Below are 14,787 nucleotides of genomic sequence, written 5' to 3'. Positions count from 1 at the left end.
AGCCATAGCATTCAAGCAGAAATACGCGGGGCCGTTCATACAATATCAAATACTTAGATGAGTAAATGATCACTGATCAAATGGACAAGGTCGACCTTTTGTTCAAAGATCCGAAATGCTGGTCACTCAGGGACGGCCTTCCATTATGCCGAACAGTTCAAGTACCCTTTCATCCTGCAAACTTAATTGAGCATTACCCAGATCTGACGCTTGCTTATTCTCGAACGCCATTGCCCAATCAGGAAAGAAACGTTCTGTGATCGGTCCTTCCTGTAAGGAGGTCACCCTGTAATGCTTTTTATCTCGCTGAATGTTATGGTAAAGCTGTATGATATGGTCCTTTGGCCCCTCTATCAACTGGATAAAATTATCAGGCAGATAGATCAACATCCCGGTGATACCAAAACGGCTGTTGGCCTCTCGGGAGGTGGTCAGCAGTTCAAGCAGCGAATCATCATCCATTGGTTTAGCAGGTGAGCTGGTATAGATCAAGTAGTACAGGTCCATATTATTTTTTTTCAATAGGCAAGGTGAAATAAAATACTGAACCCTCTCCAGGCTGGCTTTCGGCCCATATGCGCCCACCATGCCGGTCGATGATATACTGCGATAGGTATAACCCCAAGCCCAGGCCTGATACGTTCTTGTTTTCTCCCACCCGGTAAAAGCGTGAAAATATCTGTTCTAATTTGTCGGCGGGTATGCCTATGCCCCTGTCTTGAACAGCCACCTTTGCTACATCACTATCTATAGATAAATAAACATCGATCTGGTGATTATTATTGGAGTAACGGATAGCATTGGTAAGCAAATTTAAGATCACCTGCTCTATCCGCTGCGGATCGCCTTGTACGATGATGGTCTTAACGTCAGTGTTAAAATCGATGCTGTATTGCCGGTTGGCGGCCGAGATCAATTCGATAGCGTCGAGTGCTAATTGATGCAGGTCGAAAGGTGCAGGGTCAAAGCGCAATTCTCCTGCATGTATCTTAGAGATGTCGAGCAGGTCAGATACCAAGCTATTTAATTTTTTGACCTGATGAGTCGCCCTTCGGAGGAATTCTTTACGGCGCTCATCACTTAACTCGCCATTCAGTATCTGTAAATAAGCCTGAATGCTGGTTAGCGGCGTTTTTAATTCATGGCTGGCGAGACCAATAAACTCATCTTTTTTGTCATTGAGTGCCTTGATCTCGTCATAAAGCCGGGCCTTCTCTTCCTGCATAGCTACCTGCTCGCTGATGTCTCGTGCGATCTTAGATGCCCCGATGATCTGACCATTCTCATCAATGATCGGAGATACTGATAAGGAGATGGGTATCGAACGGCCATCCTTTGAAACGCGTACGGTCTCAAAGTGGTCCACTTTATTACCCTTGCTCACCTGACCAATGATGAAGGTCTCCTCATTCAATCGCTCGGTCGGGATGATCAGTGAGATGTGCTGGCCCAGAGCTTCGGCAGCCGTATAGCCGAACATCCGCTCAGCCGCACGGTTCCAACTGGTGATCTTGCCATCCAGTGTTTTACTCACTATCGTGTCATCAGAGCTGCTGATCAGTGCAGCCAACATGCCTTGCTTCTCTCTAAATTGTTTGGTGGCCGAAAGGTCCTTTCCTATTATAGATGCACCGATGACCCTGCCTGATGGGTCGGTGACGGGAGAGACGGTTATGGACAAATGGATATCTCGGCCATCCTTGGTACGTCGAACCGTTTCAAACTGGTCTACCTTGCGGCCCTGTGCCACCTGATCGATGATAAAGTTCTCTTCTTGCAGCCTATCCTGCGGAATGATCAGGGAGATATGTTTTCCAATAACTTCCTGTTCGGTGTAGCCAAATAGTTTTTCTGCTGCCGGGTTCCAGCTGGTGATGATGCCTTGCAGGGTCTTACTCACGATGGCATCATCAGACGTGGATACTATAGCTGTCAGCGTAGCTTGTTTTTCATCTTCTGACCGCCTTTCACTAATGTCCCGAGCAACTATGGCCGCTCCAACAATGACCCTCTCAGTAATGTATATAGGAGCTACATTGATGGAAATAAGTTTTTGGGTCCCTGGCTTGGTCAAACAAATGGTCTCAAATCTATCGACCTTCTTCCCCTTTGATATTTGGCCATTGATATACCGTTGTTCGGCAGATCTTTCAGAAGGTACGATAATGCTGATCGGCTGACCTAAAGCCTCCAAGCTTGTGTAACCGAACAGCCGTTCGGCGGCTGGATTCCAAGACATGATGTTATCATTCAGGTCTTGGGTAATGATCGCATCATCAGTGGCCGTCATGACAGCGTTCAATACGGCTTGGTGATCGGCGTTAAAAGCATTAGCGTCGTCGCTCAAAGTATTCAATAGATCAAGCATGATAGCTTACAACGTTTTTTAAACAAAAAGGTTGTAAGCTATCATGCCTAACTTATGTGAAACCGATCTTTAACGAGCAGCACTTCGCTGCACGTGATCTTTGTACATCGTAGTTCACGACACAGGTTGTGCGGAGCACAAGTCAGCTGATCTGTCCCAGCAATTCCAAGCGATGGTCTTACTCAACCATTCAGGGAAGTGGAGGATATTTTTGAGTGATACGGGTCGACTCTTCGTTGATCTTCTTGATAATGGAATCCAACTCGTTCGCAGAATCGCCGATGTACTTCAGGATGACACTTCTTTCGTCAGAATCCGTTTCGCTATCGACCATGGGCAAAAGGCCAAGGATACGTGCCAATGGCGCACGCACAAGGTGAGACTGCATCCATGCGATCTCGCGGAAAACCTTGTTCTGGTCCTCTACAGACCGCAGATACAGCATTCTGGCTGTAATGTCTCGCCCGGTTATACAAGCTCCCGTTATCTTGTCATCATCTTCACGGACAGGATTGACCGTGAACCTTATCCAATGAATATCGCCCCTGATTCGGTACCTGCGATCGTAGTCGATCGTCTCGCCTTTATAAACTTTTGACAACACTGCTTCAAAATGATCCCTTCTTGCGTCCTCCACAAAGTCAAAGATGCTTCGACCCACTTCTAAAGCGGCCTTACCTTTATTGAGATCCATTGAACGCGAAGCTTCTGAATTGAAGAGCTTGATACGAGCCTCCGCGTCCAACAACACGATACCATCCATAACGCTGTCAAATAAAGCATGAAGATTGGATTCTGATTCTTTGATCTTTTGATTGTAACGATTCAACTCAGCTTGATGAGCCACCTGAAGAGTGATGTCCGTAGCCTGGACCAGCCGTACAGCGTTGCCGTTCAGCGTGATCAGATTGCTTTCGATCTTTACCTGTATGGTCTCTCCATTCTTTTTTATATGCTGCGCAGTACCTCCATAGTATTGTCCAGACAATTTGTTAGCTCTCACCAGGTCTGCCGTATCGGATATCTGGTCGGGACTACGAATATCCATGATACTCATTGAGAGGAATTCGTTCTTGTCATAACCATAGTGTCTGATAGCCGCTTCATTCACGTCCAAAAATCTATGGGTCTCCGTATCGAATAACCACATCGGTAAGGGGCTTTTGTCGAAGATCAGCCGGTAGCGTTCTTCCAGAAGGCTTTTGTTCACGATGGTCAGCTGCAGACCATCAAATATCTTATCGATCACCAAAATGATGACCAAGCTTGCGAAAATGAGATTTACACTGAAGGCGATCCACTTGCCGGTGGTGTATTCGTTGATCAACGCCGAATTTGCCAGTTTAAAATTGATAAGTGCGGCGAATGTGGCCAGGATCATGGCGTTTATTCCTACCGACCGATACGCGTAGCGAACCGGGAATATCAGTCCGATAAGCACAGTAATAAAGAACAGGTAAAAGATACCCGGGCCTATATAACCCAGCGCGTTGATCAGATAGACCGCCAAAAAGTAGAATACACTGATCACCAAAATCTTGCGTTGACGGACCTTCAGTTGTGAGGAGAACGTGGCTGTGGCGATCAAAAAGAAGCATAGCAGATCAACGACCGCGATAGCTGGAAGATCATCTTTGAATGACATGTATACACTGGGTATCAATGCAATAAGGCTGATCGGTAGGCAATAGATCAGGAAATTATAGAACAGCTGGCCTTGCCAGTAACTCACGTCACCGTCATCGCTTGGTGAGGATGAGGACAAGTTCGACCTGACCTTATTTTGATAATTGATAAACAGTGTGTTCATGTATGGCGTGTGAGAAAGCGCTCATCAGTGTTCAAGCTAAGCAAGAACCAGTATCCGATAAACTATTTTTGTGACCGTCCGCATCCAGTTTTAATTCCCAAAAGCCTTGACATCGGTTAAATATAAGGTATTTGTTTTCAAGATAATTTTAGAAATATCCTGAAAATTAAAACTCTGATCATCAAAAGGGCATTTTCGCTACTCATAATTCCCTATTTGCCATGATCGCAATATCAACAAGTATGATCTGTATCATTCTTTTGTCGATTCGTTTCAAATTTGCCGCTGATTGTTCTCTCTCATTATTTAACAGTATGTTTACTTAACCAAGTATAAACATGCAACTCCATTCCTTAAGTGACGCCGACTTATGGTCTCTCATCGTCGGCGATAACTATCGTGCGTTCACCGTGCTTTTTGAACGGTACTGGCTGAGGTTATACCGTACGGCGCAAAGATATATTCGAAGCGAGACCGCTTGCGAGGAGGTCGTGCATGATCTTTTCTTAAATCTATGGAGTAGGCGTAAATTCCTAGGCATCCGCAATGTTGAGCATTACTTAAAGGCTTCTATACGTTACCAGGTATACAGTCATCAAAAAAGGTCGAAGAATGAGGTGATGATCTTCAGCGAAGACTTGGAAGCAAAGAACGATATCGTTAGCTACAATTTAGGCAGCGAAAAGATACACTCTGATGAACTGGAGCAACTGCTTGATTCTTATCTCAACGTGTTGCCAGTGCGATGCAGGCAGATATTTTTACTTAGCAGGAGAGACTACCTCACCAACGATGAGATCGCGAACATGCTGAACATTTCTAAACGCTCTGTCGAGAATCAGCTCACCATAGCATTACGACATCTGAGGTTTAACCTTAAAGAGATCATGGTGCTGTTGATCTCAGCCACCCAAATTTTTTAAGTTTATCTGTACGCATACAACGAAAGGATAACTCGTCTTTGCATATGGTCGCTGGACAAGATGATAGCGGCCGCAACTCGCAAAAAAGGGGGCGAACTTTTAACATTTAATTCCTCGTTCGTCTATAGCTGTTAATTGGCTGAAAATAGTACCCGGACTTGTGTCGCGCTTGGTCGGTGACCGTCTTTCATGTCATAACTAACCCTAAAATATTTATCAAGATGGTGTGTGCGGCTTTGAAAAACACTCTACTATATTAAAGGCATGCCCTTGATCGCACAATACCATGACACGTAACGAGTATATCACTCTTTTCGAAAAATATTTGGCTGGAGACGCATCTGAACAAGAGATCGCAAAGATCATGGCTTATAAGGATGACTTCGAATTTGCTGATCCCGATGAAATGGACATAGCTGACCATCAAAGGGGGGAGCGTATCTTATCAAAGCTCGGCAGATCTACAGGTGAAATAGCTAGTCCCGTTGTTCGCCTTGGTGTTAGGTGGTATGCTGCCGCTGCGATCTTGATCTTTTTGACAACAAGCATCTTGATCAGGAGCAAGATCCAAAGTTCAAGTAGCGTGATCACTACACATGTGCTCCGAAAAAATGATATAAAGCCCGGTGTGGATAAAGCTGTATTGAAGCTTGCAAGTGGAAAAGAGATCGTACTGTCAGACGAGGGAAGCGGTACGTTGGTCGATCAGGAGGGCATGACAGTACGCAAAGAAAAGAGTGGGGCCTTGAACTACATCGTATCGTCAGCAGGCAAGGCGAACGCTAAGGCCGGATACAACACCCTTACCACTCCGCGCGGGGCCGAGTATCATATCACACTCGAAGATGGTACGAAGGTTTGGCTTAATGCAGCTTCCAATTTAAAGTTTCCTATAGCCTTCAACAACGAAGAGCGCCGTGTATACATCAGCGGTGAAGCTTACTTTGAGGTGGCCAAGAATAAGCACCGGCCCTTTAAAGTGGTCTTTAATGATCAGGAGATCGAAGTGTTAGGCACACACTTTAATGTTACGGCATACGATGACGAGCCTGACACCAGGACCACGCTGCTGGAAGGGTCAGTAAAATTGACCCGTAACGGCAAAAAGCAGATCCTCACACCAGGGCAACAGGCTGTCGGCGCTCGCAACCAAGATGGATTCATCGTAAACAAGGTGAATGTAGAGGAGGCAGTTGCCTGGAAGAATGGTTTTTTTCAGTTCCGCAATGCAAGTCTTGTTAGCATCATGCGTCAGGCATCACGCTGGTACGACGTTGACATAAACTATGAAAAGGATTTTTCACCAGACGATTACGGTGGTCGGGTGACCAAATACAAAAATATCTCTGAGCTCTTAAATAACCTGGAATTAACAGGGACCGTTCACTTTAAGATAGATGGAAGGAGGATCACCGTTATGCGATAACTCTCCTCACTTGAATAAATGCGTCCTTAAAAGATCACCGGTTACATTGCCGCGTCCCCGGTGATCCCAGCCTTGAGAAGCTGGATCAGGTCCCGCATTTTAGTAGTTCTGATACCAATTATACAATAACCTAACATTCAAATGTATAAAAATTTTACTGCAATGATATGCAGGGCTTGCTCCTGCATTCCACCTAAATTTCTGAGAGTAATGAAATTAACCATCGTAATATGGGCACTTGCCCTAATTCAGGTTAACGCAGCAAGCTACGCACAGAAGGTGAATATCCGTGTCGTGAATGCCTCGATGGACGATGTATTGACCAATTTGAGCGTACAAACGGGATTTAACTTCATTTACAATTCGGCAATGATCAAAACAGCCAAACCTGTCAATTTGAACGTTGCTAACGGATCGTTGACCGATGCCCTAGAGGCCTGTTTCAAAGATCAGCCGCTCAACTTTGTGATCAACGGCAATACGGTCGTTATTAAAAAGAAGGTCACATCCGCAACACCCATTGCGCCCATCATCACCCGATCCGCTGTACCGATCGTTGTAACAGGAACGGTCAACGACAATAAAGGACAGCCATTAGCAGGTGTCAGCGTTTCGATCAAGGGAACTACCACAGGAACAGCTACCAATGCAGAGGGGAAGTTTACCCTGAGGGTACCCGATGATAACGGGACCATCGTATTTACCCTAATGGGTTATACTTCACAAGAAGTGCCTTTGAAAGGCAAGAACATCATGAATATAGTGATGGAAGAGACGCCATCGGCACTGAATGAAGTGGTCGTGGTGGGTTACGGCACGCAGCAAAAGAAAGACGTTATATCGGCAGTATCGTCTATCAAGGGTAAGGACATCGAGAACCTACCCGTGGCAACCCCTCAATCACTTATACAAGGCCGTGCCACCGGTGTACAGGTGATACAAAATTCAGGTTCGCCGGGCAGTGGTGTTACCGTTCGTATCAGGGGAACCACTTCGATCAATGCCGGTAACGATCCGCTTTACATAATCGATGGTGTGCCGGTAGAGTCGGGCACCTTAAGCAGCATCAGCTTATCGGGGAGTCAGCCTTCGGCTTTGGCAGCCATCAATGCCGATGATATTGAATCGATGGAGGTTTTAAAAGATGCTGGTGCATTGGCCATTTATGGATCAAGGGCAGCCAACGGCGTGGTGCTCATCACCACCAAGCATGGTAAAAAAGGCAGCACCGTATTTAACTTGAATTACTATACCGGTTTTCAACAAGATAATCCTAACCGTAGGGTAAAGTTAATGAACAGCCAGCAAGCCATAGACCTGATACAGGAAGGACGTGCCAACGCATTAAATGACGGTATCACCTCTTTATATGGATTTTTACTGCCGGCACCCGACGGTACGGTTTCGAATACCGATTGGCAAAACGCCTTGTTCCGCACCGCACCGATCTCTAATTATGAGGTATCGGTACGTGGCGGAGAGAACAAACTCAGGTTCTCGGTAAGCGGCAGCTATTTGGATCAGCAGGGTATCATCATCAGATCGGGTTTCACACGTGGTACGGGCCGTATCAATCTTGACTACGACGCGTCCAGCAAGTTCAAATTCGGTACCAATCTGTCTTTATCCAGATATACCAATAACCGTGTTTCTACTGATGACGGCGCCTCGTCCCTGATCCAGGTGGCATTAAAAAAATCACCCTCCTTACCCATTTATAATCCCGATGGTACCTTTTATCAGGGAGATGTATCAGGCTTTATCAACCCTGTTGCATTTGCCAACAAGCTCAAGTACATGAACCAGGTAAGCACCGTAAAAGGAAATATCTACGGTGAATATACGATCATTCCGAGGCTGATATTACGCAGTACGGCAGGGCTTGACTATGACGCTGTCACGGACCAGTTCTTTCAACCATCTGATGCAGTGCGTAACGGTGTTGCGGTAGGAGAGGCCTTTAATTCCAACGTGACCGGCTGGATCATTGAGAACACGTTAAGTTACTCGCACGATGTAGGCAAGCATCACCTGACCGGATTGCTGGGTTATAGCCAGCAGGAACGCAGTTCGTTCGCTTTGAATGGCAGAGGTACGCCATACTCTACCAACAACATTTATACTTTAAATGCAGCAACCACACCTACCAGTGTATCGTCAAGTACTTCGGCCTATGGATTGTCCTCGGCGTTCGCACGCGTAGGTTATGCCTACAATGATAAGTATCTGTTAGAGGCATCAGCCCGTCGCGATGGGTCGTCGAGGTTTGGCGCCAACAAACGCTACTCGATATTCCCGGCGGTCTCTGCTGCCTGGCGCGTATCGAACGAGTCATTTTGGAACAAGTCCTCGGCTATCAATGATCTGAAATTCAGGGCAAGTATCGGTAAAACAGGTAACCAGACCATAGGCGATTATGTGGCACAGGGACAATATTCTACAGGGGCCAATTACTTAGGTCAAAGCGGTATAGCACTTACTACGCTCCCTAACCCCGACCTTACCTGGGAGACCACCCTCCAGTATAATGCTGGCGTCGATATCTCTTTGTTCGCATCAAGAGTTAGTTTTACGATAGACGCCTATGTGAAGAATACCTCTAACTTATTGCTACAAGTGCCTTTACCTAATACATCAGGATTTAGCTCTGTGTTGCAAAATATTGGTGCTACCCAGAATAAAGGTCTCGAGTTTGGTCTGAACACGATCAATATCGACAACAAGGACCTGACATGGAGGAGCAATTTCAACATCTCATTCAATCGTAACAAGGTAGTGCAACTTTATAGTGGCGCCGCTAACATCATTCAAACCGTAGGAGCTGGTCTTTCGGGATCGCTTACATCGTACAATATTTTGCAGGTCGGCAGTCCGATCGGTAGTTTGTATGGCTGGAGAGAGTCTGGTGTGTATCGTAGTTCAACCGATAATACAGCCAAGATCACCAGTACAAGCTTCGGTACCAACGGATATGTTTTTAAAGGTGGTGATATGATCTTTCAGGACCTGAATGGTAATGGCACGATCGACATTGATGACCGTATGATCATTGGCAATGCGCAGCCCAAGTTCACAGGTGGCTTTACCAACACGGTCACCTGGCGTAGCTTCGACCTCAACTTGTTGATGACCTTTAGCTACGGCAACGACATCGTTAACGGAACACGGTATGCCGCCGAATCGGCCACCGGTTTCAACGGATCAGTAACGTTGTTGAACCGTTGGAGAAATGAAGGCGACATCACCGATATTCCACGAGCCAATTATGTAGACCCTGCTGGTAACAGGCGGTTCTCGAACCGTTGGATAGAGGACGGCTCATACTTAAGAGCAAAGAACCTGACGATCGGCTACAAACTGCCCACCAGTTTACTTGAAAAAGTGAAGGTTAGATCATGCAGGCTTTACGCTACTGCGCAAAACCTGTTCACGCTAACTAAATATACTGGTTACGACCCTGAGGCTAGTTCTATTCAGTTAGGTGTGGATCAAGGCACCTATCCTCAATACCGCGCTTACATTTTTGGGATCAATGTTGGATTTTAACTCGAAAAAAATGAAACTCAATATATTAACCGTTATCATCTTGGTTAGCCTTTGGGCAGTTTCCTGCACCAAGGTAACTGATCAGGTTCCCGACAGCCAGATCACACCGTCGAACTTTTACAAAACGGCTTCAGACGCTGATAATGCGATCAATGCTTGTTACGATGTGCTTCAGAAATTACCGACCAACTTCGAGCTTTGGGGAGATGGCCGTGCCGATATTCTTGCAGCTACCGACAGGCCGTTAAGCGCTGACCTGCAGGTGGTCAATGGAAATGTTTCAGCAAGTAACAGTTACGTGAACGGATGGAACGCTTTGTATAGTGGCATAAATCGCTGCAACAGTGTTCTTACCAACGTACCCAACATTACCGACCCATCGTTGGCCGGTCGTAAAGATAGGATCATTGGCGAGGCCTATTTTTTACGTGCCCTGTTCTACTTTTACCTGGCGAGGACCTTCGAGAACGTGCCGCTGATCATCAAGCCTTATGAAGATCTAAGCAACGACTTCTTCCCAAAGAATAACGACCGTGCGACAATATTCGCACAAATAGAAAAAGACCTGAAAGCTGCCGAACCTCTGGTGCCAGATCTGCCTTTCTCTACCACTATCGAGAACAAAGGAAAGACCACCAAAGCTGCGGTACGCACGGCAATGGCCGACCTTTATTTGTGGAATAAAAAGTATCAGGAAGCGGCAGATGCTGCGGCGCTGGTCATAAGCAGCCCCGCGGGTTATTCGCTTGTATCAGGCGCTAATTTTGGTAACCTTTTCACGCTGAAAAATCAGTCTGAATCTATCCTGGAGATTCAATACAATAATGCGAACCAGGAAGGTACCCCTGGAACGAATGATGTAAATGGATTGACCGAGCAGTTCCTGCCAATAGGAGGCACCTATATCGCAGGCAACTGGCGCTACTTGCCATCTAACAAATTACTAACCGCATTAACTGCTACCGACCTGAGAGCTGCCATTACTTATAAAAACACTGGTGCCACGCCCGCCCCCTTCCGTGATGCTAATAGGATCTACATTGCCAAATATCCCGGCACATTGGTAGGTTCTGTGTTGTTCCAGGATTCTAACTTTATTATTTACAGGTTGGCAGAGGTGATCCTGTTCCGTGCCGAAGCGCTGAATGAGCTTGGACAGACCACTCAGGCTATAGCGCTTTTGAACCAGATCAGGACGAGGGCCGGACTAAGTGCCACCACCGCCACCTCACAAAGTGACGTTCGTTTAGCGATCGAGAACGAACGTTTTACGGAGCTGGCCTTTGAAGGAAAAAGGTACTATGACCTTGTACGCACAGGCAGATATGCTACGGTCACCGGTTTTACCGACGCTAATTATTTGCGCTGGCCGATACCTGCAACCGAGATCATCCGAAACAGAAATTTAGTTCAAAATCCAGGTTATTAATTTTTGCATCATGTTCAATACCAAGATCACAACCAAAATATATGTGCTTTTTACGGCATTGTGCCTTACAGTGACCGTAAGCTGTAAAAAAGATGAAGTAACAGGGTCGGTGGTAGATGCGGTCTATATCGCTTCTAATGCCAATACAGGTTCGGGCGCCTCAGCCTCTACCACGATCACCAACTCGGCATCAGGTAAAGTGTCGGTATCACCCGCCGTGGCCAGGGTGTATGTTAATACCTTGAAAAACTTTGATGTTAACGTTAACTATACCTTATCAGGAACTGCTGTGGCAGGTACTAATTACACGCCACCGGCGGCATTAACGGTCACTATCCCGGCCGGTAAATGGTACTCGGATATACAGATACCAGTGATCAACAGCCCACTTACCGGCAACCGCACGATCATCATCACCATGACCACCGCATCTAACAATGTTCAGGTGGGCATGGGGTCTGACCGTAACTACAAGACCTTCACTTACACCCTGACCAATTAAAATGAACAGAAAATTCATATTGCTATTACTGTTTGGTCTCACCCTTAAATGGGCACACGCCCGGCCCCTGGTACAGCCAGGGGTCGACGTGTGTATCTATGGCGGAACATCGGCCGGTGTGATCGCTGCCTATACAGCTGCGAAGTCGGGCAAGAGCGTGATACTGATCGAACCAGGCGACCGGCTGGGTGGCCTATCCAGCGGCGGGCTGGGCTTTACCGACATTGGTAACAAGTACGTGGTCACTGGGCTGGCACGCGATTTTTACAGACAGATAGGCCAGCACTATGGTAAATTGGAGCAATGGACATTTGAGCCTAAAGTCGCTGAGGCGGTGTTTCGAAGATATGCAAAGGCGAAAGGAATAACCATCTATTACAATTGGCGTCTCAATGCGGTCAGCAAGACAGGGACCGTTATCAAAAGCATCCGGTTAGAACAAAGCCAGCATCCGCAAGCTGCAAAAAGGTCGGTACTTGCCAAACAGTTCATTGATTGCTCATACGAGGGCGATCTTATGGCAAAGGCAGGTGTAAGCTACACGATCGGACGCGAAGACAATTCAGTTTATAATGAGACGGTAAGCGGCGTGCAGCTAAAGCATGAACACCAGTTCCCTGATAACATTGACCCATATAAGATACCGGGCGATCCCAAAAGCGGCTTGCTGTGGGGCATCAGCGACGCTGAACTGGAACCCAATGGTACAGGCGATAAAAAGATCCAGGCTTACAACTTTCGCATTTGCCTGAGTGATGACCCTGACAACCGCATACAGATCACCAAGCCAGAAAGGTACGATCCAAGCCGGTATGAATTACTACTCAGGTATCTTGCTGCCAAACCAAGTAAGGACCTATGGGCATTTTTGAAAATGAGTTTGATGCCCAATCACAAGACCGACATCAATAATAACGGCCCATTTTCTACCGATATGATCGGCATGAATTACGAGTATCCCGAGGCCAGCTATCAAACCCGTGAAGCCATTTTGGCTGCGCACGAAGACTATACCAAAGGTCTGTTATATTTTGCCGGCCATGATCCGCGTATGCCCGAACATTTGCGCACCCAAATGCTGGAGTGGGGCTACCCAAAAGATGAATACTTAGAGAGTGGGCACTTCACCAAACAACTGTATGTGCGCGAAGCACGCCGTATGATCGGCGCTTATGTCATGACCCAAGCCAACTGCGAACGCAAATTGGTGGTGCCTGATGGGGTAGGTATGGGAGCTTATAACATGGATTCGCACAATGCACAACGTTTGGTGGTCAATGGTATGGTCAAAAATGAGGGCGATGTGCAATTACGCGGGATCAGCCCATACCCGATCGCCTATCGCTCGATCACGCCAAAGCAAAATGAGTGTAGCAACCTCACCGTTCCCGTTTGCCTCTCGGCCAGCCACATGGCCTATGGATCTATACGCATGGAGCCGGTGTTCATGGTGCTGGGGCAATCATCGGCAGTGGCAGCTTGCCAGGCCATTGATGACCGTTGTGCTATACAACATATCAATGTTACCAAATTACAAAAGAAATTAAAAAGTAACCCGCTGGCCGATCATAGCTTAGCGGAGGCATTGATCGACAATGACGATACCCAAAATGTAACAGTGACCGGTACCTGGAGCAAGGAAAAGAACGGCGGCTATGGCCCTTCGTTTTTGAAAGCGACAGCGCCGGCAGAGACCTCTGCTGTACGATTCACGGCCGCGATCACTACGCCCGGCAAATATCAGGTATATGCTTACTTCTCCAAAGTGCCCAACCCATCTGACGTTACCTCGGTAAAGATCTTTAATGGAGAACAGCTTGTGATCAAAAAGATCCAAAAGAATGAGATACAGATCGTAGGGCAAGCCTCGGGCGAGTGGGTGGCTTTAGGCACTGCCGATCTTCAACTCAAAAAGCGTGGGTTTGTTGAAATATCGACTGAAGGTGCTAACGGCACGGTAGTGGCCGACGCTGTATTATTTGTTCCACAAAAAGTAGCGACACACAATGACCATTAACAGAAGACAAGTGATCAAAGGAATAGGCGCAGGTGCCGCGTTATTGTCACTGCCGCCTAAAATATTCGCAAGCGATAAGGGTACTTTTGATAGCATCAATATAGGCGTTGTAAGTATCATCAATTCAGGTATCGGTGGTAATAACACCAATGAAATGCTTGCCCGGATCGAGAAAGATTGCCTTGCGCATCATCCCAAATTGACCATATTAATGGCGGGTACCAATGATATGAACAGCGTTAAGCATGTTCCGCTGGAGCAGTATGAAGCAAATATGCATCAGCTTGCCCGGCTCATAACAAAAAGCGGAAGCAAGCTGTTGATCATGACCATTTTGCCTTTGTATGAGCCATATCTGCTGACCAGGCACCCGGCATCTTTCTACCAACCGGAGGGTGTAGCTACACGCCGCCGGCAGGTGAACGAGGTGATCAAAAAGGTGGCTAAAGCACACCGGGCGCACCTGCTTGATATAGGTATGCGGTTCGAAGCCATAGGTAAGGTAGGGTTAGATAAAGATTCACTGATACAGAACGAGGCCAATGCAAACAAGACCGACGGTATCCACCCTACGGCCAACGGCTATCGGTTCATTGGCCTTTCGGTATATGAATATATAACAGCTAACAAACTCCCTACCGAACAGATCGTATGTTTTGGGGATAGCATTACCAAAGGCGACGGCTCCAATGATAACAATAGCTATCCAGGCTTCCTGAATAAACTTTTGACCATGAACTCTATTACGGTGGAATAAAATTCATAT

The 14,787-nt window shown here is 46.7% G+C and carries 10 protein-coding genes; 7 read left to right on the top strand and 3 right to left on the bottom strand.

All coding sequences use genetic code 11. From position 1 onward, the window contains the following. Nucleotides 1-126: 126 nt before the first annotated feature. The 3 genes from LLH06_RS14240 to LLH06_RS14230 form a co-directional block, all read right to left on the bottom strand. A complete protein-coding gene (locus LLH06_RS14240; RefSeq protein WP_228169960.1) occupies nucleotides 127-522 on the bottom strand; it encodes a BLUF domain-containing protein in 396 nt (131 codons plus the stop codon). Further along, nucleotides 509-2,368 carry a PAS domain S-box protein gene (locus LLH06_RS14235; RefSeq protein ID WP_228169959.1) on the bottom strand — a complete coding sequence of 620 codons (1,860 nt, stop codon included), beginning with the start codon at nucleotides 2,366-2,368 and terminating at the stop codon, nucleotides 509-511. Before LLH06_RS14235 ends, LLH06_RS14240 begins: the two co-directional genes overlap by 14 nt. Nucleotides 2,369-2,558: 190 nt before the next feature. After that, nucleotides 2,559-4,178: a PAS domain-containing protein gene (locus LLH06_RS14230; protein ID WP_228169958.1), complete on the bottom strand. Its 1,620-nt coding sequence runs from the start codon at nucleotides 4,176-4,178 to the stop codon at nucleotides 2,559-2,561. A 338-nt stretch (nucleotides 4,179-4,516) separates the two neighbouring features. Here LLH06_RS14230 and LLH06_RS14225 point away from each other — a divergent pair, with 338 nt between their 5' ends. From LLH06_RS14225 to LLH06_RS14195, 7 genes are all read left to right on the top strand, one after another. Further along, entirely contained in the window at nucleotides 4,517-5,101 is a 585-nt protein-coding gene (locus LLH06_RS14225; RefSeq protein ID WP_228169957.1) for a sigma-70 family RNA polymerase sigma factor, read from the top strand. A 286-nt stretch (nucleotides 5,102-5,387) separates the two neighbouring features. After that, entirely contained in the window at nucleotides 5,388-6,527 is a 1,140-nt protein-coding gene (locus LLH06_RS14220; protein ID WP_228169956.1) for a FecR family protein, read from the top strand. A gap of 210 nt (nucleotides 6,528-6,737) precedes the next feature. Continuing rightward, the gene (locus LLH06_RS14215) at nucleotides 6,738-10,073 is read left to right on the top strand and encodes a TonB-dependent receptor (protein WP_228169955.1); all 3,336 of its coding nucleotides are present in this window, start codon (nucleotides 6,738-6,740) and stop codon (nucleotides 10,071-10,073) included. A gap of 10 nt (nucleotides 10,074-10,083) precedes the next feature. After that, a complete protein-coding gene (locus LLH06_RS14210; RefSeq protein WP_228169954.1) occupies nucleotides 10,084-11,502 on the top strand; it encodes a RagB/SusD family nutrient uptake outer membrane protein in 1,419 nt (472 codons plus the stop codon). Between the two features lie 10 nt (nucleotides 11,503-11,512). Next, entirely contained in the window at nucleotides 11,513-12,004 is a 492-nt protein-coding gene (locus tag LLH06_RS14205; protein WP_228169953.1) for a hypothetical protein, read from the top strand. 1 nt (nucleotide 12,005) lies between these two features. Beyond that, nucleotides 12,006-14,021: an FAD-dependent oxidoreductase gene (locus LLH06_RS14200; protein WP_228169952.1), complete on the top strand. Its 2,016-nt coding sequence runs from the start codon at nucleotides 12,006-12,008 to the stop codon at nucleotides 14,019-14,021. Beyond that, the gene (locus LLH06_RS14195) at nucleotides 14,011-14,778 is read left to right on the top strand and encodes an SGNH/GDSL hydrolase family protein (protein ID WP_228169951.1); all 768 of its coding nucleotides are present in this window, start codon (nucleotides 14,011-14,013) and stop codon (nucleotides 14,776-14,778) included. Before LLH06_RS14200 ends, LLH06_RS14195 begins: the two co-directional genes overlap by 11 nt. The last annotated feature ends 9 nt before the right edge of the window (nucleotides 14,779-14,787 follow it).

The sequence above is a fragment of the Mucilaginibacter daejeonensis genome, from assembly GCF_020783335.1.
Classification (GTDB): Bacteria; Bacteroidota; Bacteroidia; order Sphingobacteriales; family Sphingobacteriaceae; genus Mucilaginibacter; species Mucilaginibacter daejeonensis.
This window is presented reverse-complemented; position numbering and strand designations above follow the sequence as displayed.

Excerpts from the sequence above, each read along its gene's own strand:
- LLH06_RS14200 (WP_228169952.1), top strand. The coding sequence starts at position 12,006 with ATGAACAGAAAATTCATATTGCTATTACTGTTTGGTCTCACCCTTAAA.
- LLH06_RS14220 (WP_228169956.1), top strand. The coding sequence starts at position 5,388 with ATGACACGTAACGAGTATATCACTCTTTTCGAAAAATATTTGGCTGGA.
- LLH06_RS14230 (WP_228169958.1), bottom strand. The coding sequence starts at position 4,178 with ATGAACACACTGTTTATCAATTATCAAAATAAGGTCAGGTCGAACTTG.
- LLH06_RS14235 (WP_228169959.1), bottom strand. The coding sequence starts at position 2,368 with ATGCTTGATCTATTGAATACTTTGAGCGACGACGCTAATGCTTTTAAC.
- LLH06_RS14210 (WP_228169954.1), top strand. The coding sequence starts at position 10,084 with ATGAAACTCAATATATTAACCGTTATCATCTTGGTTAGCCTTTGGGCA.
- LLH06_RS14225 (WP_228169957.1), top strand. The coding sequence starts at position 4,517 with ATGCAACTCCATTCCTTAAGTGACGCCGACTTATGGTCTCTCATCGTC.
- LLH06_RS14215 (WP_228169955.1), top strand. The coding sequence starts at position 6,738 with ATGAAATTAACCATCGTAATATGGGCACTTGCCCTAATTCAGGTTAAC.
- LLH06_RS14205 (WP_228169953.1), top strand. The coding sequence starts at position 11,513 with ATGTTCAATACCAAGATCACAACCAAAATATATGTGCTTTTTACGGCA.
- LLH06_RS14195 (WP_228169951.1), top strand. The coding sequence starts at position 14,011 with ATGACCATTAACAGAAGACAAGTGATCAAAGGAATAGGCGCAGGTGCC.